Origin of the sequence: Rhodococcus sp. OAS809, assembly GCF_040546695.1 — a bacterium.
GTDB lineage: Bacteria > Actinomycetota > Actinomycetes > Mycobacteriales > Mycobacteriaceae > Rhodococcus_F > Rhodococcus_F qingshengii.
On sequence record NZ_JBEPOI010000002.1, the window covers coordinates 5,984,176 to 6,002,107 of the forward strand.

Genomic DNA, 17,932 nt, shown 5'->3' on the forward strand with positions numbered 1-17,932 from the left:
ACGTCAGAATCGGTGAGCGTCGGCGTCGATCCAATCGGTGAGCCAGCTCTGCGGCGGGGAGTCGAGCAGTTCGCCCGGCATCAGCCAGTCGAACAGGTCGGCATAGGTGCGAGTGGTGAGACCGTCGACGCGGCGGTTGAGCATTCCCGGTTGCAGTTGGTCGAAGGAATCGATGCCCATCGACGCGATCATCTGTTGCGCGCTGGCGACGGTTGCCTTCTGGAATCGGTAGACGCGCTCGCTCTTGTCGGGGATGTCGAGTGCGCGGGTGCGTGCCGGATCCTGAGTGGCAACGCCGACCGGGCAGCGGTTGGTGTGGCACATCTGGGCCTGAATACAGCCCACTGCGAACATCATTGCGCGGGCCGCCATCGTGAAGTCTGCGCCCTGGATGATGCGTTTGACGATGTCGGAACCGCTCGCCACCTTTCCGGAAGCGCCGACTTTCACGAGAGGGCGCAAACCAGTTCCCACCAGAGCGTTGTGCACCAGCATCAGGCCCTCGGTCAACGGCATGCCCATGTGGTCCTCGAACTCCACCGGACCTGCGCCGGTGCCGCCTTCGGAACCGTCCACGATGATGAAGTCGGGCGTGATACCGCGTTCGATCATCGCCTTGCAGATTCCGAGGAATTCACGACGCGAGCCGACACACAGTTTCATCCCGACCGGCTTGCCTCCCGACAGTTTTCGCAGGGTCGCGATGAAATCGACCAGTTCGACCGGGGTGCTGAACGCGGTGTGCGCGGGTGGCGAAATCACGGTCTGGCCGACGGGTACCCCGCGGGTTTCGGCGATTTCGGGGGAGACCTTGACTCCGGGAAGCACGCCACCCAACCCGGGTTTCGCACCTTGCGAGAGCTTGATCGAAATGGCCTTCACCTGGTCGGAGCCTGCGCGCTCGGCAAAACGGTCAGGATCGAATCGGCCGTCCTCGGTTCGGCACCCGAAGTACCCCGAAGCGATTTCCCAGATCAGATCGCCGCCGTGTTTGCGGTGATACGGACTGATCGCGCCTTCGCCCGTGTCGTGAGCGAAGCCGCCTTTGGCTGCGCCGGCGTTGAGGGCCTCGATTGCGTTGGCGGACAACGACCCGAAGCTCATCGCGGAGACGTTCAGGAGAGCGATGTCGTACGGCTTCGTGCAATCGCGTCCGCCGAGGCGAACTCGGGGAACGGTGTCGGGGGCGGTCCGTGCGCGAATCGAATGCGTCATGAACTCGTAGCCGATCGCATTGACGTCGCGCTCGGTCCCGAAGGGCTCTTCCGCCAGTGTTCCCTTTGCCCGCTCGTAAACCAGATCTCGCGTTTCGCGATCGAATGGCATTCCATCGGTGGATGATTCGACGAAGTACTGCTGGATCTCGGGTCGAATCTTCTCGAGGAGGAATCGCGCGTGCCCCAGGACCGGATAGTTACGGAGGATGCTGTGGGACTTCTGAGTGAGGTCGTAGGTGCCCATCGCCGCCAGCGCGAGTGTGACGACAGCGATCACCCACCATCCGGGCGAGGCGACAATTGCGAGCGCGGCGGTGCCGAGACCCACTATCCATATCAAGAGCACGATCAGCATCCGAGTCACCTCGAGAGCGTAGGCGCTCACTGTGACACGGCAGCGGTAAGTCTCCACTAGGTTCTGCGATAGAGAACCGAATCCGACTCTTTGGGGGAATGATGACCGAATCGCAATATCCGACCGACCCGCAGGATCCGAAGGAGCAGCAGTATCCGAAGGAACAGCAGTATCCGGCAGGCCAGCAGTATTCAGCCGGTCAGCAATATTCAGCAGGCCAGGAGTATCCGACGGGCCAGCAGTACCCGACCGACCCGCAGTACTCAGCCGGACAGCAGTATCCGACCGGTCAGCAGTACAGCGCAGCCCAGCAGTACAGCGCTGCTCCCACGTACGCGGCGCCTCAGTACGGTCCGCCGAAGTCCAACGCGGGATGGGCCGTCGCGTCGATCATCTTCTTCTGGCCTATCGCGTTCGCCGCGTTCAACCATCTCCACGACATCTACCCGAAGTGGGCGATGGGCGATCACCAGGGCGCGCAGTACGCGTCCGAGCGGGTGAAGAAGCTCGGTCAGATCTCGCTCCTGATAGCCGTGATCTGCTGGGTGCTGTTCATCGCGTTCTACGTCATCTTCCTGGTTGCGATCGTGTCGTCCGTCGATTCGTATACCTACAACTGATCACCTGCCGCGACGTGACGGTGGGGCGAGTACCCGTCACGTCGCTGCGAGGCCGTAGAATCCACAGACCGTGAGCCTTACCCTCGGAATCGTCGGACTGCCCAACGTCGGCAAGTCCACCCTTTTCAATGCACTGACCAACAACGACGTGTTGGCAGCGAACTACCCGTTCGCGACCATCGAACCCAACGTCGGTCTGGTCGAGCTGCCCGATCCGCGGCTGCAGAAGCTCGCCGAGATCTTCGGCTCCGAGCGCATCCTCCCCGCGACCGTGTCGTTCGTCGACATCGCCGGAATCGTCAAGGGAGCGTCCGAGGGCGCCGGCCTGGGTAACAAGTTCCTGGCCAACATCCGTGAAGCTGATGCCATCTGCCAGGTAGTGCGCGTCTTCGCCGACGACGACGTCATCCACGTCGACGGCAAGGTCGACCCGGCCTCGGACATCGAGGTCATCGAGACCGAGCTCGTGATCGCCGACATGCAGACCCTCGAGAAGGCTCTCCCGCGTCTGGACAAGGAAGCTCGCAAGAACAAGGAGCTCAAGCCGGCCCACGACGAGGCGCTCAAGGCTCAGGCATTCCTCAATGAGGGCACGACGCTCTTCAGCGTCAAGGACAAGCTCGACTTCTCGCTGCTGCGTGAACTGAGCCTGCTCACCACCAAGCCCTTCCTCTACGTCTTCAACGCCGACGAGTCGGTGCTCACCGACGAGGCGAAGATCGCGGACCTGCGCGCTTCCGTCGCTCCGGCCGACGCCGTGTTCCTCGACGCGAAGGTCGAGCAGGAACTGCTCGAGCTGGACGAGGAAGATCGCCAGGAAATGCTCGACTCGATCGGTCAGACCGAGCCCGGCCTGCACGCTCTCGCGCGCACCGGCTTCCACACCCTCGGACTGCAGACCTACCTGACGGCTGGTCCGAAGGAAGCTCGCGCCTGGACCATCCACAAGGGTGACACCGCGCCCCAGGCTGCCGGCGTCATTCACACCGACTTCGAGCGCGGCTTCATCAAGGCTGAAATCGTGTCCTTCGACGACCTCGTCGAGGCCGGTTCCATGGCCGCGGCCAAGGCTGCCGGCAAGGTCCGCATGGAGGGCAAGGAATACGTCATGGCCGACGGCGATGTGGTGGAGTTCCGCTTCAACGTCTAAATCCGCGGCTTCTGGTCGTCACCCCACGGGCATCTCGCTGAGCGTCCGACGGGTGACGAACCGCCGCGCTTTCCCCGACAGCGGGTCGGTGAATTCGAGTTCCCTCGCGAGCAATTGGAGTGGGAGAGAATGATCGTCCGGGGCGTCGGGAAGCAGGTCGGGGTATCGCCGGTCGCCCAGGATCCCGGCGCCGAGAGCTGCCAGATGCACCCGCAACTGGTGCATCCGTCCGGAGCGCGGACGTAGAACCGTGTGCAGCACAGCACGTCCGGAGGCGCTCACGCCCGTCCCTCGTGCCTCGATCATGGTCTCGGAGTTGGGTTCACGGCTGTCGTCGACGACGACTCGCAACTCGCCGCGTCGAGCTTCGATGTGGTTGCGGTAAACGAGAGGGACGTCGAGCGCTGGTGAATCCTGGCCCCGCCGGGTGGGTCGCGCCGACACCGCCTCGTAGACCTTCGTGACCTGACGCTTCTCGAACAGTGACTGATACGCGCCGCGCGTCGCGGGGCGGGCCGAGAACATCACCACGCCTGCGGTGCCGCGGTCGAGTCGATGGATCGGAGTCAGATCTGGGTTGTCGAGGCGGACGCGCAGTCGGACTAGTGCCGACTCGCGCAGGTAGCGCCCGCTGGGGGTGGTCGGGAGAAAATGTGGCTTGTCGATGACGACGAGATCGTCGTCGATGTGCAGGATCTCTTCGTGGAACGGCACCGGGTCCTCCGCCGGCAACTCGCGGTAGTACCAGACGAACCGGTGCGCACTGAGTTCTGTGCTCCGGCAGAGCGACTGGCCGTCGATACCCACGAACTCGCCGTCGTCGAACCGCCGATACAGGTTCTCGGCGTCCAGATGGTCGAACTTGGCCACGACGTACTCGGCGATCGTCGCCCACGGCCCCGAGAGCGGGATGCGTAGGCGCGTCGGGCCAACCCCGTTCTTGACGGGCAGCGGTGGAGACATGGACACGCAGGTCATCATTCCATCGACTGCTGGTCAGCGGTGATTCGGTGTGGCCTCGACGGGGACGTCCCCGCGGGGACGCGGAAACCGAACTCACAGCGGTGGTCGGTGTAGATCGTCTACTCGAAAATCAGTAGCGCGGACGAGATGCGGGCCCGTATGGTTCGGCAGAGAAAGATCGCAGTCGAAAAGCACTGCGGGCCATACCTTCTGTAGCTCAATTGGTGAGAGCACCCGACTGTGACTCGGGCGACGGCGGATCGTAACCGCCCAGAGGGACCAGCTCAGATACGGTTGAGGTCGGGCCTCTAGGCGCAGAGGCCGGCAGCCCTTTGCCTGCACAGTTGTCGAACGAGCCTGAGCCGGTATTCCCTGAATCGCCGGACAGCATTCCAGTCGCCGGCCATTTCCGCGTCGGCAAGTAGGTATTCGCAGTTGTCCAACTGATCCTTCAAAGACATCATCAGAATTCACCTCCGATCACCCGAGCAAGTACCTGTCCAGGATGCGGCCGACGGGACCCCGGGGACATCGGCCGTAGTACCTGTTCAGGTACCTGCTTCGGTGCGCGGTGGAGGCTACTTCTTGACCGCAGGTGCAGGTAGTGGCATGCCTCGCTCGGCCAGAACGGCTCGGAGACGATCGGGGTAGTCGGTGATGATCCCGTCGACACCGAGGTCGATCAGGGCGTGCATGGTGGCGGGATCATCGACGGTCCACGGGATGACCTTCATGCCACGCGCATGTGCGCTCGCGATCATGTCGGCTGTCGGATAGAGGGTGAAACCGGGATCCCCGACCTTTCCGCCCTGCGGAGTTCCTTGGACGGGGGAGTAGGCGGAGGCACCAAAGGTTGCTACCGCCGCGATGCCGTCGCCACCGAAATCATCGATGTCCAGACCGCCGAGCCACGGTGATGCTCCGTCCTTGCCTACCTGGAGAAAGTCGCCATTGGTGAGCGCGACGACAGGCACACTGGGCGCGAGTTGACGGGTGAGCATGAGTGAGCCCCAGTCGAAGCTCTGAATGGTGACGCTGTCCAACAATCCGGCTGCCCGGATCGTGTCGAGGACAACAGAGACGAACTGCTCACGCGGGGCGGTCTCGTGAGGCGCTCCCGCTTCCACCTTGGTCTCGATATTGAGCTTGATTCCGGGTGCGTTGTACGACTTCACCAGGGCAAGCACTTCTTCGAGCGTCTGCATTTTCGCTCCCGGAACATTCTGCTGTTCAGGGTATCCGGCAAGGGGGAGAGTGCCGCAGTCCATGGTCTTGATCTGCTGCAGGCTCAGCGTGTTGACGAATTTGCCGACGTACGGGAACTCCGGGTCACCCGCAGTTGCGGGCTCGGTGTCGAGGCATTTCTTGTTCGAGATCTTACGATCGTGCGTGACGACAGCGATCCCGTCCTCGGTGATCTGGGTATCGAGTTCCAGTGTGCTGACGCCCATTTCGAGGGCATTGGAGAACGCGGCCAGGCTGCTCTCCGTGTACAGGCCGAGCCCGCCGCGGTGGGCTTGGACGTCGAACGTCGAAACCGGCTGGGGTGCTGAACTACCGAACGAACCGGACCAGTCGAGACTGCCGGTTGGCGATGCGTCGGCCGGGGTCGCCAGGGCGGTGAGGTGGAGTGCGACGGTCACGGCGGCACACGACAATATTCTGCTCAGTTGCATGAAAGGAACGTAGAGGCGTCGAATGGCTCGCCGGGGTTCGTTAGGTAAACTAACGGGAAAGGTCAGGCCGCGTGAATGCGCTGCCCGACGCCGCTCGCGTGGACCTTCATCCACGACGCCAGAAGCTCACACCCGGTCAGTCCGCTCTCGTCGAGAGGTTCGATCGCGTAGCTGATGTGTCTACCGCCGCGAGGGTTCTTGAGCTGAAATCGGTTCAGGTTCAACTTCGTCGGCAGGTAACCAAGTACTTCGAGGAACGCGGTGCGAATACGTCGTAGATCGGTACGCCACTGTTTGGGACTGAAACGAGTCTTCTGCGCATTCTGGAAAGCATTGCTACGAAGTAGTTCCCAAACCTTTCCTGCCCACACGCGTGCCTGCGAGAAGGACATCCAGCGCGTCAAGTCTGCGATGTCGCGAATGTAGCTGTCGTCGCTGGCATTACAGATCATGTCCTGCGGGTGCCCGATCCACTTGACCGGAATCCACGGCTGGATATCGGGTCCGTCGCCGGCAACTCCGTGTCCCTCACAACCTTCGATCACGCCTGCCGGTTGTTGAGGATCGGAGATCAGTCCGACTCCGATGATGTTGGCGCGGTTCAGCGTCGGAAGAGCCGAGCGGATCACGGTGCATCCCTGTGAGTAACCGATCAGCATGACCGGGCCGTCTGTCTGTGCGATTTCGGCGGTGAGGGCCTTCACACCCATCGCGGTGCTGTGCCGAAAGCTCAGGCCACCGTCGGCGACCGGACCGTACGACGCGGGATAAGCGACCCAGCGAGAATCGAATCGACTGTCGAGTTCGTCGGTGACGGCACTGAGGAGTCCGCGCACACGGGCGCCGTGGTCGCCGACGTGGGATTCGCCGGTGCCGCCAACTGCAAGAACGGTTACCTCAGCCATGTCAGCGATGATCCACGTCGATTCTGAGAGGTCTGCATCCAAACCCTGAGAAGAGACTGGCAATCCGTTGTACTGCGAAATCGTTATCGAGCGAGCACCATTTACCCATGACGACGCCGAATCGTTCATCCAGGCGAAAAGTGTCCGTTGTCGGTGCGGGAAGCGTCGGCACCGCAATTGCGTATGCGTGCCTGATACGCGGATCGGCCGACGCGCTCGCCCTCTACGACACCAACAGCGCAAAGGTCCGGGCCGAAGTTCTCGATCTCAACCACGGCACCCAGTTCACACCGCCGTGCACTGTCGACGGAGGCGATGACATCTCGGTCACCGCGGGATCCGACTTGGTCGTCGTCACCGCGGGCGCCAAACAGCATCCCGGTCAGTCGCGGCTCGAACTTGCCGCGGTGAACGTCAAGATCGCGCAGACACTGACCGAACAACTGTTGGCGGTGTCACCGGACGCGGTCCTTCTCTTCGTCACCAACCCGGTCGACGTGGCGACCTACGCAGCTATCCAGGCTGCGGGACCGTCGTACCGCGGCCGAATTTTCGGATCTGGGACCGTGCTGGACACGGCCCGATTGCGATTCCTGCTGGCTACCGAACTCGGAGTCGCGGTGGAGAACGTTCATGCCTTCATCGTGGGCGAGCACGGGGATTCCGAGATTCCGCTCTGGTCGAGCGCAACCATCGGCGGAGTGCCGGCAACCTCGTTCGTGGGACCGTCGGGTGGCGTCCTCGGCCCCGACCTACGCGCGAAAGTAGCGAAGTCTGTAGTCGAGAGTGCTTACGAGATCATCGAGGGTAAGGGTGCGACCAACCTCGCCATCGGATTGTCGAGCGCATTCATCGCGGAAGTCGTGTTGCGGGACGAACAACGGGTTCTGCCGGTGTCGACTTTGCAGAGCGGCGTCCACGGACTCGAGCACGTTTGCCTGTCCCTTCCCACGATGGTTGGTCGTGCTGGTGCCGGCCGAGTCCTCGAAGTACCGCTATCGGAAAGAGAGGCTTCGGGGCTCCGATCTTCTGCCCGGACATTGCGAGAGGTGCAGGAATCTCTGGGATTGTGAATATCTGTTCTCCTCGATATCCGACATATAGGATCAACAAATGATCAGCTTCCTGATTCGCGCCGCGATCTTCCTGGGTTCTGCCGCTGTCGGGCTTCTAGTTGCGTCGTTGATTCTTTCGAGCTTCTCGGCGCCCACATCCGGATTCATCGTTGCGGTCGTGATCTTTGCGATTGCGCAGTCGGTCCTGGCGCCGTTCATCGCCACGGTGGCAAAGCGCCATGCACCGGCATTTCTCGGCGGAATCGGATTGGTGTCGACATTTGTCGCGCTGTTGGTGGCGTCGCTCTTCTCCAATCTGTCGATCTCCGGTGTCTCGACGTGGATTCTGGGAACCGTCGTCGTGTGGCTGGTAACCGCCGTTGCGACGTTGGTTCTTCCGTTGTTGTTCGTGCGTAAGAAAGTTCAGGAGAAGAAGGCACAGTGACGCGCCCGAACATCGGTATGGACTACGCAGTCCTGGACTGCCCGGATCCGGCCGCATTGGCCAACTTCTACGTCCAGGTCCTCGAGTGGAAAAGTGTTCGCGACGAGGATGATTGGCACGTGATCGAAGGGCCCGGCGGGGGGCGGCTCGCATTTCAGCTCGCTCCGGATTTCGTTCCGGTGGACTGGCCGACCTCCGGTGTCGGGATCCATCTGGATCTGTTCGTGGATTCTCTCGACCCCGCCGAGGCTTGGGTGATCAGCCTGGGTGCGCAGCGGGTGACCGACATTCCGGAACATCAGACTTTCCGCGTGTACCGCGACCCGGTCGGTCACTTTTTCTGCCTGTGCCTGCGGGACTGAGTGTCGACTCGCTCCGATCTCGTCGACCGTGGATAATTCCGAACACTTGTCACGCCCGAGAATTGGAGATCGACGATGGCTTCGCAGAATTCCGACGAATTCCTGGTAGAACGTACGACGATCGTCAAGGCAGAAGCACCGGTCGTCTTCGCGTTGATCAACGATTTCCATCAGTGGACTCAGTGGTCGCCGTGGGAAGGTCTCGACCCGGCGATGCAGCGTACGTACGCGGGTCCTGACGCGGGCGTCGGGGCTTCGTACGCCTGGGCGGGAAACAAGAAGGCGGGCTCCGGTTCGATGGTGATCACCGAATCCGTCCCGAATGAACGAGTAGTTTTGGACCTGGCCTTCCTCAAGCCGTTCAAGGCGCAGAACGTCACCACGTTTCTCATCTCGCCGAATTCCGGTGAAGTTCAGGTGACGTGGAAGATGACCGGAAAGAAGAATCTGTTCTTCAAGATCTTCGGTTTCATCTTCAGCATGGACAAGCTTGTCGGAAAGGATTTCGAGAAGGGCCTGTCCCAGCTGAAAGCTGCTGCAGAAAAGAGCTGACAAGCCGGTGGTACCGTCTCCCGGTGTTACGGATGACGCCCACCGATGCCCAAACCTTCTGGATTTCGGAGAAGATCCCGAACGATCAGCTGCTGCTCTACTGTTTCGACGGGCAGAGCCAGCACATGGACGAGCTACGACGCTCGGTGGTGGAAAGAGCGTCGCTCATTCCGGATCTCAATGTTCGGATTCGTGAATCACCGTGGCACCTCGACTATCCGGTGTGGGAGCCCATGCCGGTCGACGCCTCCTTGGCGAGAGTGCATGAGCTGCCCGAAAACTCGTGGCTCTCGTGCATTCACGGAATCGAGAAACTACTCGAGAACCACGTCGACCCGCGCGAGTCCCCGTGGACGCTGCACCTGTTTCACGGCGTCACCGGCGTCCCGCGCTGCAGTGGCCCGGCGCTCATCGCAGTTCTGCAGGTCGCTCATTCTCTGGCGGACGGCAAACGCGCGTCGGCGATTGCTCGCCAGCTGTTCTCGCCGCAACCGCCCGCAAAGCAGAAGACGGACGTGCGGCGTAGCGGAACAGCCGAGATTCTGGGCCGCGCCATCCTGCGCCTTCCGGGGCAACTCGTTTCGCTGTTCCGCGACGGCCGGGCGGGGCACCGAGCACAGTTACAGCTCCAGGCGGACACCGAATCGGGAGTTGTTGCGCCGCAGGCGGCGAGCCGTCCCAAGGTGCGCTCGAACATCCCTCCCGGACCGCACCGACTGGTGCGCATGGTCGTGCGGGACAGCGCAGATTTCCGTGGCGACGGCGTATCCGTCACAGTCGGAGCGATGACAGCCATCTCGGTAGCGATGGCGAACTACCTCACCGAGCGAGACGGCTCGGTACCGCCCGAATTGGGAGCTGAGGTGACCATCGCCAAGGCAGGTACACCCACGGCGCGCAATCACTTCCGCAATGCAGGTGTCGGACTGTTCCCGGACGTCGATGATCTTCGTGAGCGAGCCCAACGGATAAAGGAGTCGATGGACGAGCGTCGCGCACGGGCATCCCACCCGTCCAGCGCAGCTTCGGATCTCGCGCTGAACGCGGTTCCCGGCCCGCTGGTCCGTTGGGGCGTGCAGCAATACGATTTCACGGCAGTGCCCGACGAGGTCACTGGAAACACCGTGGTGTCGAGTGTCGCGCGCGGTGACGCGGATCTGGTGCTCGGAGGCGGCGTCGTTCGGTTCACAGCTGGCTTCCCGAGTTTGTCACCGGTCATGTCGTTGACCCACGGCGTACACGGGATCGGGGACACTGTGACGATCAGCATCACCAGCAGTCCGGCCTCGATCCCGGACATCGACGTGTACGAGCAGATGATGCACGACGCGATCGACGAGGTGCGCGAAGCGCTGTCGTGACGGCCTGATGTACTGGCTGCATGGGATTCACGCGCGCCGAACTGGAATCGTTCCGAGACGCCGAGATCGAGGATCTGATCGGGCCGGATTGCCGGCTGTTGTTCGTCGGTATCAACCCGGGACTGTGGACTGCCGCAACAGGCGCGCATTTCGCCAGGCCGGGCAATCGGTTCTATCCGGCACTGCTGCGGGCAGGCATAATCGAGCATGCGATCGATCCTTCCGCGGGTATGTCGGACGCTGACACACAGCATCTGATCGATCGGGGAGTGGGCATCACCAATTTGGCGGTGCGGGCAACTGCGCGCGCCGATGAATTGACGTCGGAGGAACTCGCAACTGGCGGAGTTCGGGTCCGAAACATCGTGCGCGCAACCAATCCAGTAGTCGTTGCCTTCGCCGGAATCACCGCCTATCGAACAGCTTTCGGTGACAAGAAGACGAAGGCTGGGCGTCAGGACCGTGATTTCGAGGGCGCAAAACTCTGGATCGTGCCCAATCCCAGCGGCCTCAACGCACACGAGACGGTGGACACATTGGCAGCGAAGTATCGTTCCGCCGCATCCGAAGCCGGAATTCTCTGAGAGAAGTCGCAGTTCCGTTCGGCCAGAACAAGGTACAAGTTAAGGTGCTTGTATGTCTGTTCTATACAACATCTTTGTAGTGATTCACCTACTCGGTATGGCTGCCCTGGTCGGCAGCTACTTCACCGTCCTCAAGGCTCCTTCGATCACCGAGGTAATGGTGTGGGGTGCCAGGATGCAGTTCGTGTCCGGCCTGATCATCGTCGGGTTGGGCGAAGGCGCCCTGGACAAGAACTACATTCACGCGAAAATTGCTGTGAAGCTGGTGCTTTCGCTGGTCATCGTGGCGCTTGCCGAGATCACCCGGGCGAAGCAGAAGAAGGATCAGCCCAATCCGAATCTGGTGCACGTCGTCGGCGGGTTGTCGATCGTGACCGTATTCGTGGCTGCGCTCTGGACCTGACAAAGACACAAAAGAGCCGCGGCGATCGAAACTCGCCGGGGCTCTTTCCTGTTGACGTGTCTACAGGCCTGGACGCTTACCGATCGTCAGGGTCACTTCACCGGTATGGGCGAAGAAGTCGTTGCCCTTGTCGTCGACGACGATGAACGCGGGGAAGTCCTCGACATCGATCTTCCAGACGGCTTCCATACCCAGTTCGGCGTACTCGAGGATGTCGACCTTCTTGATGCAGTCGAGGGCCAGACGAGCCGCGGGTCCACCGATCGAACCGAGGTAGAAACCGCCGTGCGAGTTGCAGGCGTCGGTGACCTGCTTGGAGCGGTTTCCCTTGGCCAGCATGATCATCGAGCCACCGGCGGCCTGGAACTGCTCGACGTACGAGTCCATACGGCCGGCCGTGGTCGGGCCGAACGAACCGGACGCCATGCCGTCGGGTGTCTTGGCGGGACCGGCGTAGTACACCGGGTGATCCTTGAGGTACTGCGGCATCTCTTCGCCTGCGTCGAGACGCTCTTTGATCTTGGCGTGCGCGATGTCGCGTGCCACGACGAGCGGACCGGTCAAGGAGAGACGAGTCTTCACCGGGTGCTTGGAAAGCTCGGCGAGGATCTCCGACATCGGCTTGGTCAGATCGATCTTGACCGCAGCGCCCTTGCCGGTACCCGAAATACCATCCGTCTCTTCGTCGAGCTGAGCGTCCGTGACCTCGGGCAGGAAACGGCCCGGGTTGAATTCGAGCTGTTCCAGGAACACGCCCTCCGGGGTGATCTTGGCCTTCGCCTGTCGATCGGCCGAGCAGGACACCGCAATGGCGACGGGCAACGAAGCGCCGTGGCGGGGGAGTCGGACGACGCGGACGTCGTGGCAGAAGTACTTGCCGCCGAACTGTGCTCCGATACCGATCTTCTGCGTCAGCTCGAAAACCTTCTTCTCGAGCTCGTGATCGCGGAAGCCGCGACCCGTGATGGCGCCTTCGGTCGGCAATTCGTCGAGATAGTGCGCCGACGCGTACTTCGCCGTCTTCATCGCGAACTCGGCCGAGGTACCGCCGACGACGATTGCAAGGTGGTAAGGCGGGCAGGCTGCGGTGCCGAGTGAGCGGATTTTCGCCTCGAGGAACTGCATCATCGAGTCGGGGTTCAGGATCGCTTTGGTTTCCTGGTACAGGTAGGACTTGTTGGCGCTTCCGCCGCCCTTGGCCATGAAGAGGAACTTGTACGAGTTCTCGTGTCCGGCAGCAGTATCGGCGTACAGCTCGATCTGCGCGGGCAAGTTGTTGCCGGTGTTCTTCTCGTCCCACATCGTGATGGGGGCGTTCTGCGAGTAGCGCAGGTTCAGACGCGTGTAGGCGTCGTAGACACCGCGGGCAATGGACTTCTCGTCGTCGCCGGGGGTGAGTACGTGCTGTCCACGCTTGCCCATGACGATGGCGGTTCCGGTGTCCTGGCACATCGGCAGAACGCCGGCAGCGGCGATATTGGCGTTCTTGAGCAGATCGAGCGCGACGAACTTGTCGTTGTTCGACGCTTCGGGATCGTCGAGGATGCTCGCGAGTTGCGTCAGGTGATCCGTGCGCAGGTAATGAGAGATGTCGTGCAGCGCCGTTTCGGTCAGCAAGCGCATCGCTTCCGGCTCGACCTGCAGGAAGGTGCGGCCGTCCGGTCCCTCGACTGTCGACACCCCTTCGGTGGTGAGCAATCGGTACTCGGTGGTGTCATCACCGATCGGCAACAGGTCCTCATAGAGGAAGTCGGCCATCATCTCTCCTGAACAAGGGTGCGTGCGAAGGTCGCATTCAGGTTATCGTTGGGGGTTTCCTTCTCCGAATCGGGGCGGGTGTGAGCTGGAATTATCCGGATGCCACTGGCTCGATCAAGATACTTCGACCAGTTCGGAGAGCTCGACGCCGCGAAATTCGGCAAGTATTTCGGCCTGCTGGGCCACTGCTGCGCGGGCCGATCGTGACCACGTTCCCCACGGGGTGATCGCGACCTTCAGCTTCTTTCCGGATGCTCGTGGTCGCCACAATCCGGTGATCGTGCCACCGACCACCACCGTGCCCGGTCGCCCGAGGGTCGGCCACACCGTCTTCTGGGCGGTCGGATCGGGAACCAGGGTCTCCCGATCCTTGAGCTGTACATACGGATCGAAAGGCCCGAGCAAGCGCGTACTCGAATCGGTGGGGGAGCCGAACAAGTCTTCGCGGTCCTGTTCGAGAATCCACCGCTTCTCGCCGTTTACCTCGATCTCCTCGGCATCGACGGGCCAGTGGGCTTTGACGTCCTTGACCGGGGCATCGAGAAACGACGCGACGTGAGCAGGAGTGGCGGGGCCGTAGAAGCGCAGATACCCGCGGATCACGTCGAAGCGGGGATCGGCGTCTGCGCCCGTGGCGCTGTATGGGCGTCGGCGCCAACCCGGAATGCGTTCGAGCACTGGGGGAGATGTGTCCGGCTGTAGCTCGAGGCCTGCCTGGAGTGCCGCGAGCCGGAACGGCATCTCGTACAGATGAGTGGCATTGCACGGGCGGCAGAATCTCAGATAGGGCTCGGTGACCCGCGTGGTCAATTGCGCGGACATCTCGCCCTTGACGGTTGGTTTCGAGACGATGTCCCGCATCGCAGCAGCAACTGTTTGCAGGGCAGTCAGCGTCGGGATGCCGGCGGCCTTCAGGGGCCGATTCGCGTCGTAAATGCGCTTGGCTGCATCGGCTTCGCTGAACGGCGACGTGGCGGCGGCGACGGCAGGCAGGTCGCCCCGCCGGTAATAGTGGGGGGGCTCCGCGCAACGTCCAGGCAAGAGCGAGCTCAGTGGCGTCGACGCGGACGCCGCGGATCCGCAGGGCCCAGGCGGCTCCGTCAGGTCCGGTGTTCTGAATCCCGAGATCGAGAATGCTGCAATCGCTGTGATCGGCGTCACCGACAACCGCTCGGTCGAGTTGATGGCGGTGCCACCGGAAATTAGCTACCTGCGTGAGTGAGGTTGCGCTAGACATGATTTCAGTTTACTGGTGGGTAACCGCAGGATTTGGGGCGGTTGATCAATGCGGTGACAGAATGGGTCAAATTCGACCGATTGGCCGGAATTTTTTCAGTAGCAGACCTTATTAGTCGAAATAATGACCCCATTGTCGGAATCCTTTGCCAACTGGTCGTTCGTATGATTACTGTTACCCACGTCACGGATACATTACAGATGTGACGCAGCTGTCACAGCACTGTCGGGTGCTTTTGGCAGCTGACCTCTGACTTCTCTAGGAGATTCACATGGGTTCACTGATGTCGATCGTCGAACTTGCACTCAAGGGCATGGGCTCGCTTGGTGCCGGCGACCAGTTGTTCGAAACCTTCATCGGTTCGGTTCAGACGAACACGGGCAGCCTCAAGCCGCTCCTCTGATCCCGATCGCCGGAATCGGACCGTTCGACCTCAAAATTCCGCTCGGGTGACCGAGACCTAAACAACTGTAGGAGTTTTCATGGGATCCTTCGAAATCGTGGGGAACGTCATCACGGCTGTCAACAACGTCGGCACCGCATTCTTCAATTCGCTGACCGAGCTCAGTGGCGGCACGGTTACGCCCAAGTAAGCGTCGTCTGACGAGAAAGGCTCACGCACTCGGTGCGTGAGCCTTTCCGTGTCGACCGGATCGAGTTTTTCCGATCACGTCGGGTTTGCCTGTTTCAGGCGGTACCGTTCGAAAGGTTCCGCTGCGGAAGAGAGTGACCCGGATGATCGAGACTCGTGCGTTACGAACGGTTTTCCGTGTCTTCGTGGCGTTGGCCACGGCAGTGTGTGGGTTCCAGCTCCTCACCGCACCAGGTCACGCTCAGTCGGCGGACAGCAGGCTGGTCGACATCTCGGTGCACTCACCGTCGATGGGGCGCGACATTCCGTTGCAGGTCTTGCGGCCGGCTGATACTTCGACGCCTGCTCCGACGCTCTACCTACTCAACGGAGTAGACGGAGGAAAAGACGACGCGACGTGGTCGGTGCGGACCGACGCACCGAAGTTCTTCGCGGACAAGCATGTCAACGTGGTCACCCCTCTCAGTGGAGCATTCAGCTATTACACCGATTGGGAGCGGCCGGACCCCGGCCTCGCGAAATCCGGCAACAACAACGGGGTCAACATGTGGACTACGTTCCTGACGGAAGAACTACCGCCAGTCATTGATTCGACGTTCGGGACGACCGGCGAGAACGCACTGGCAGGCCTGTCGATGGCAGGTACGTCGGTACTGGATCTGGCTATGGCGGCGCCCGCGCTGTACAACAGTGTCGGGTCCTTCAGCGGGTGCGCGATGACGAGTCCGGGCATCGGGCAGGACTTCGTGAAACTCGTGGTCGCCGTCGGTGGGGGTGACGCGGAAAACATGTGGGGTCCGTACGATGGTCCGGGTTGGCCGGCTCACGATCCGGTTGTCAACGCGGACAAGCTACCTCGAATCCCGATGTACATCACAACCGCAACCGGAATTCCGGGTCCGTACGACACACTTGCCGATCCGCGGATCGGCAACGACGTCACAGATTTGGCGTTGCAGCTTGTTCTCGGTGGCGGAATCGAGGCGGCAACTCACTACTGCACCACCCAGCTTGCGGACCGGACGAACGCATTGGGTATGAACAACATTCGCTACAACTTCAAGCCGGCAGGAACGCATTCATGGGGATACTGGGAAGACGACTTACACGACTCGTGGCCGATGATCGCCGCGTCGCTCGGCGTGTGAGGCCCCATCGAGCAAGCCTTCGAAGCGTCGTTCTCGTCGGCGCGCTCGCCTTGATTTCACTACTTGCGTTGCCCTCGACCGCGCTCGCCGACGAGACCCCGAAGATAACGAGTGTCACCGAACTGTCTTCGCGCTTGGTTCTTCTCGACGTCGCGAGTCCCGCCATGGGGCGCACCATGCAGGTGAAAGTGCTGCTTCCTGCCGACCGCTCGGAACCGCGCGGGACGCTGTATCTCCTGGACGGCAATTCCGGGCAGATCGAAGAGAACAACTGGCTGGCTCCGGCTAACGGCGATATCGTCCCGTTCTTTGCCGACAAGAATGTGAACGTCGTACTCCCCATCGGTGGGACCGGCACCATGTACACCGATTGGCAGGAAGATCACCCGAAATTCGGTCGTCTGAAGTGGGAGACGTTCCTGACAAAAGAGCTTCCCTCGCTGATCGACGAGAGGTTCGCGACCAACGGGCACAACGCAATCGGCGGGATTTCGATGGGCGCAGAAGCCGCGCTGATCCTGGCCCAGCGCTCAGCCGGGTTGTACGACGCGGTCGCCGGCTACAGCGGCTGCTACACAACTGTCGGGGGATTCGGCAAGGCGTTGACCGATCTTGTTGTGATCAACGGAAATGCCCGTTCGGAGCAGATGTGGGGTCCGGCCGGCAGTGAGGCTTGGCAAGAGCACGACATCTTCGCCAATGCCGACAAGCTCCGCGGAACCAAGGTGTATCTCGCCTCGGGGTCGGGACTACCAGGCCCGCACGAAACCCTCGATACTCCTGCCCTGGGGCGCGTACTGGTCGTCGGCGGGGTCATGGAACTGGGATCGAACCTGTGCACCGACCAGATCACTCAGGTGTTGCGTGATCGCGGAGTCGATGTCACCCGCAGCGCTCAACCGGTGGGGACGCACGGTTGGCCGTACTGGCGCGACGAACTCGTTCGCTCCTGGCCGATGCTCGACTCTGCGTTGTCCGCTTGAGCAGTTCCTTGCGATGAGTTTCCGCTTCGGGCCGGGTCTATAACCCTGTACACCTGATTCGTAACCTCGTCGACAAGGACAGAACATGCCTTCCATCACTCCCTGTTTGTGGTTCGACAACCAAGCAGAAGAAGCAGCGAACTTCTACATCTCGGTGTTCGGTTCCGGGCAGATCCTGGGAATCGAACGGTACGTCGAGGGATCGCCTTCCGGAATGCCTGCGGGATCGGTGATGACCGTCAGCTTCGAACTCGGCGGTCAGCGATTCACCGGATTGAACGGCGGGCCGATGTTCACGTTCTCGGAAGCAGTGTCTTTCGAGATTCCGTGCGTCGATCAGGCTGAGGTCGATCACTACTGGTCCAGGCTGACCGAGGATGGGGAAGAGGGCCCGTGCGGATGGGCCAAGGACAAGTTCGGATTGTCCTGGCAGGTAGTCCCGAATCGCCTTCTCGAACTGATGAAGGATCCGGATCGGGCCAAGGCGCAACGCGCCACGGACGCGATGATGAAGATGAAGAAGATCGACATCGCGGAGCTCGAACGGGCCGCAGACGCGTCCTGAA

General features: G+C 61.4%; 19 protein-coding genes and 1 tRNA gene. 14 read left to right on the forward strand and 6 right to left on the reverse strand.

Annotation, left to right across the window (positions count from 1 at the left end; translation table 11 throughout):
* Positions 1-3: 3 nt before the first annotated feature.
* Positions 4-1,581 carry an FMN-binding glutamate synthase family protein gene (locus tag ABIE52_RS31130; protein WP_037132028.1) on the reverse strand — a complete coding sequence of 526 codons (1,578 nt, stop codon included), beginning with the start codon at positions 1,579-1,581 and terminating at the stop codon, positions 4-6.
* 92 nt (positions 1,582-1,673) lie between these two features.
* Here ABIE52_RS31130 and ABIE52_RS31135 point away from each other — a divergent pair, with 92 nt between their 5' ends.
* Both ABIE52_RS31135 and ychF read left to right on the forward strand, forming a co-directional pair.
* Positions 1,674-2,192 (forward strand): CD225/dispanin family protein, encoded by a 519-nt coding sequence (locus ABIE52_RS31135; protein WP_397524156.1) that lies wholly within the window; start codon positions 1,674-1,676, stop codon positions 2,190-2,192.
* A gap of 70 nt (positions 2,193-2,262) precedes the next feature.
* A complete protein-coding gene (gene ychF / locus ABIE52_RS31140) occupies positions 2,263-3,342 on the forward strand; it encodes a redox-regulated ATPase YchF (RefSeq protein WP_058037238.1) in 1,080 nt (359 codons plus the stop codon).
* An 18-nt stretch (positions 3,343-3,360) separates the two neighbouring features.
* Here ychF and ABIE52_RS31145 read toward each other — a convergent pair whose 3' ends face one another.
* Positions 3,361-4,323, reverse strand: a complete 963-nt coding sequence (locus ABIE52_RS31145; protein WP_081558171.1) for a pseudouridine synthase — start codon at positions 4,321-4,323, stop codon at positions 3,361-3,363.
* A 188-nt stretch (positions 4,324-4,511) separates the two neighbouring features.
* Here ABIE52_RS31145 and ABIE52_RS31150 point away from each other — a divergent pair.
* A tRNA-His gene (locus ABIE52_RS31150) sits at positions 4,512-4,587 on the forward strand.
* Positions 4,588-4,883: 296 nt separating this feature from the next.
* Here ABIE52_RS31150 and ABIE52_RS31155 read toward each other — a convergent pair.
* Positions 4,884-5,948, reverse strand: a complete 1,065-nt coding sequence (locus ABIE52_RS31155) for a glycerophosphodiester phosphodiesterase family protein (protein ID WP_397524108.1) — start codon at positions 5,946-5,948, stop codon at positions 4,884-4,886.
* Between the two features lie 95 nt (positions 5,949-6,043).
* Complete coding sequence (locus tag ABIE52_RS31160) at positions 6,044-6,886, reverse strand: PE-PPE domain-containing protein (protein WP_047270355.1); 843 nt, start codon at positions 6,884-6,886, stop codon at positions 6,044-6,046.
* Positions 6,887-6,993: 107 nt separating this feature from the next.
* On the opposite strand from ABIE52_RS31160, the gene ABIE52_RS31165 reads away from it, so the two are divergent.
* The 7 genes from ABIE52_RS31165 (at position 6,994) to ABIE52_RS31195 (ending at position 11,648) form a co-directional block, all read left to right on the forward strand.
* Positions 6,994-7,959 carry an L-lactate dehydrogenase gene (locus ABIE52_RS31165; protein WP_037132004.1) on the forward strand — a complete coding sequence of 322 codons (966 nt, stop codon included), beginning with the start codon at positions 6,994-6,996 and terminating at the stop codon, positions 7,957-7,959.
* Positions 7,960-7,999: 40 nt separating this feature from the next.
* Entirely contained in the window at positions 8,000-8,386 is a 387-nt protein-coding gene (locus ABIE52_RS31170) for a phage holin family protein (RefSeq protein ID WP_192712328.1), read from the forward strand.
* Entirely contained in the window at positions 8,383-8,748 is a 366-nt protein-coding gene (locus ABIE52_RS31175) for a VOC family protein (protein ID WP_054831824.1), read from the forward strand. Before ABIE52_RS31170 ends, ABIE52_RS31175 begins: the two co-directional genes overlap by 4 nt.
* 75 nt (positions 8,749-8,823) lie before the next feature.
* The gene (locus ABIE52_RS31180) at positions 8,824-9,300 is read left to right on the forward strand and encodes an SRPBCC family protein (RefSeq protein WP_003945238.1); all 477 of its coding nucleotides are present in this window, start codon (positions 8,824-8,826) and stop codon (positions 9,298-9,300) included.
* A gap of 32 nt (positions 9,301-9,332) precedes the next feature.
* Positions 9,333-10,661 carry a WS/DGAT domain-containing protein gene (locus ABIE52_RS31185; RefSeq protein WP_192712329.1) on the forward strand — a complete coding sequence of 443 codons (1,329 nt, stop codon included), beginning with the start codon at positions 9,333-9,335 and terminating at the stop codon, positions 10,659-10,661.
* 20 nt (positions 10,662-10,681) lie between these two features.
* A complete protein-coding gene (locus ABIE52_RS31190) occupies positions 10,682-11,245 on the forward strand; it encodes a mismatch-specific DNA-glycosylase (RefSeq protein WP_192712330.1) in 564 nt (187 codons plus the stop codon).
* A 52-nt stretch (positions 11,246-11,297) separates the two neighbouring features.
* Positions 11,298-11,648 (forward strand): hypothetical protein, encoded by a 351-nt coding sequence (locus tag ABIE52_RS31195; RefSeq protein WP_192712331.1) that lies wholly within the window; start codon positions 11,298-11,300, stop codon positions 11,646-11,648.
* Positions 11,649-11,708: 60 nt separating this feature from the next.
* On the opposite strand, the gene ABIE52_RS31200 is transcribed toward ABIE52_RS31195, so the two are convergent.
* On the reverse strand, positions 11,709-13,406 hold the full coding sequence (locus ABIE52_RS31200; RefSeq protein ID WP_007726313.1) for a fumarate hydratase: 1,698 nt from the start codon (positions 13,404-13,406) through the stop codon (positions 11,709-11,711).
* A 114-nt stretch (positions 13,407-13,520) separates the two neighbouring features.
* The gene (locus ABIE52_RS31205) at positions 13,521-14,567 is read right to left on the reverse strand and encodes a winged helix DNA-binding domain-containing protein (RefSeq protein WP_354541570.1); all 1,047 of its coding nucleotides are present in this window, start codon (positions 14,565-14,567) and stop codon (positions 13,521-13,523) included.
* Between the two features lie 347 nt (positions 14,568-14,914).
* Here ABIE52_RS31205 and ABIE52_RS31210 point away from each other — a divergent pair, with 347 nt between their 5' ends.
* The 4 genes from ABIE52_RS31210 to ABIE52_RS31225 all read left to right on the forward strand — a co-directional run bounded on the left by ABIE52_RS31210 (position 14,915) and on the right by ABIE52_RS31225 (position 17,931).
* A complete protein-coding gene (locus ABIE52_RS31210) occupies positions 14,915-15,046 on the forward strand; it encodes a hypothetical protein (protein WP_003945242.1) in 132 nt (43 codons plus the stop codon).
* Between the two features lie 332 nt (positions 15,047-15,378).
* Positions 15,379-16,383, forward strand: coding sequence for an alpha/beta hydrolase (locus ABIE52_RS31215; RefSeq protein ID WP_075833921.1), 1,005 nt, complete (start codon positions 15,379-15,381; stop codon positions 16,381-16,383).
* Positions 16,380-17,366 carry an alpha/beta hydrolase gene (locus tag ABIE52_RS31220; RefSeq protein WP_354541571.1) on the forward strand — a complete coding sequence of 329 codons (987 nt, stop codon included), beginning with the start codon at positions 16,380-16,382 and terminating at the stop codon, positions 17,364-17,366. Before ABIE52_RS31215 ends, ABIE52_RS31220 begins: the two co-directional genes overlap by 4 nt.
* Before the next feature lie 85 nt (positions 17,367-17,451).
* Positions 17,452-17,931: a VOC family protein gene (locus ABIE52_RS31225; protein ID WP_050656019.1), complete on the forward strand. Its 480-nt coding sequence runs from the start codon at positions 17,452-17,454 to the stop codon at positions 17,929-17,931.
* Position 17,932: the final 1 nt, after the last annotated feature.

Coding starts and splice junctions, on each gene's coding strand:
- ABIE52_RS31135 (WP_397524156.1), top strand. CDS start 1,674: ATGACCGAATCGCAATATCCGACCGACCCGCAGGATCCGAAGGAGCAG.
- ABIE52_RS31145 (WP_081558171.1), bottom strand. CDS start 4,323: ATGATGACCTGCGTGTCCATGTCTCCACCGCTGCCCGTCAAGAACGGG.
- ABIE52_RS31160 (WP_047270355.1), bottom strand. CDS start 6,886: ATGGCTGAGGTAACCGTTCTTGCAGTTGGCGGCACCGGCGAATCCCAC.
- ABIE52_RS31165 (WP_037132004.1), top strand. CDS start 6,994: ATGACGACGCCGAATCGTTCATCCAGGCGAAAAGTGTCCGTTGTCGGT.
- ABIE52_RS31170 (WP_192712328.1), top strand. CDS start 8,000: ATGATCAGCTTCCTGATTCGCGCCGCGATCTTCCTGGGTTCTGCCGCT.
- ABIE52_RS31180 (WP_003945238.1), top strand. CDS start 8,824: ATGGCTTCGCAGAATTCCGACGAATTCCTGGTAGAACGTACGACGATC.
- ABIE52_RS31185 (WP_192712329.1), top strand. CDS start 9,333: ATGACGCCCACCGATGCCCAAACCTTCTGGATTTCGGAGAAGATCCCG.
- ABIE52_RS31190 (WP_192712330.1), top strand. CDS start 10,682: ATGGGATTCACGCGCGCCGAACTGGAATCGTTCCGAGACGCCGAGATC.
- ABIE52_RS31195 (WP_192712331.1), top strand. CDS start 11,298: ATGTCTGTTCTATACAACATCTTTGTAGTGATTCACCTACTCGGTATG.
- ABIE52_RS31200 (WP_007726313.1), bottom strand. CDS start 13,406: ATGGCCGACTTCCTCTATGAGGACCTGTTGCCGATCGGTGATGACACC.
- ABIE52_RS31210 (WP_003945242.1), top strand. CDS start 14,915: ATGGGTTCACTGATGTCGATCGTCGAACTTGCACTCAAGGGCATGGGC.
- ABIE52_RS31215 (WP_075833921.1), top strand. CDS start 15,379: ATGATCGAGACTCGTGCGTTACGAACGGTTTTCCGTGTCTTCGTGGCG.
- ABIE52_RS31225 (WP_050656019.1), top strand. CDS start 17,452: ATGCCTTCCATCACTCCCTGTTTGTGGTTCGACAACCAAGCAGAAGAA.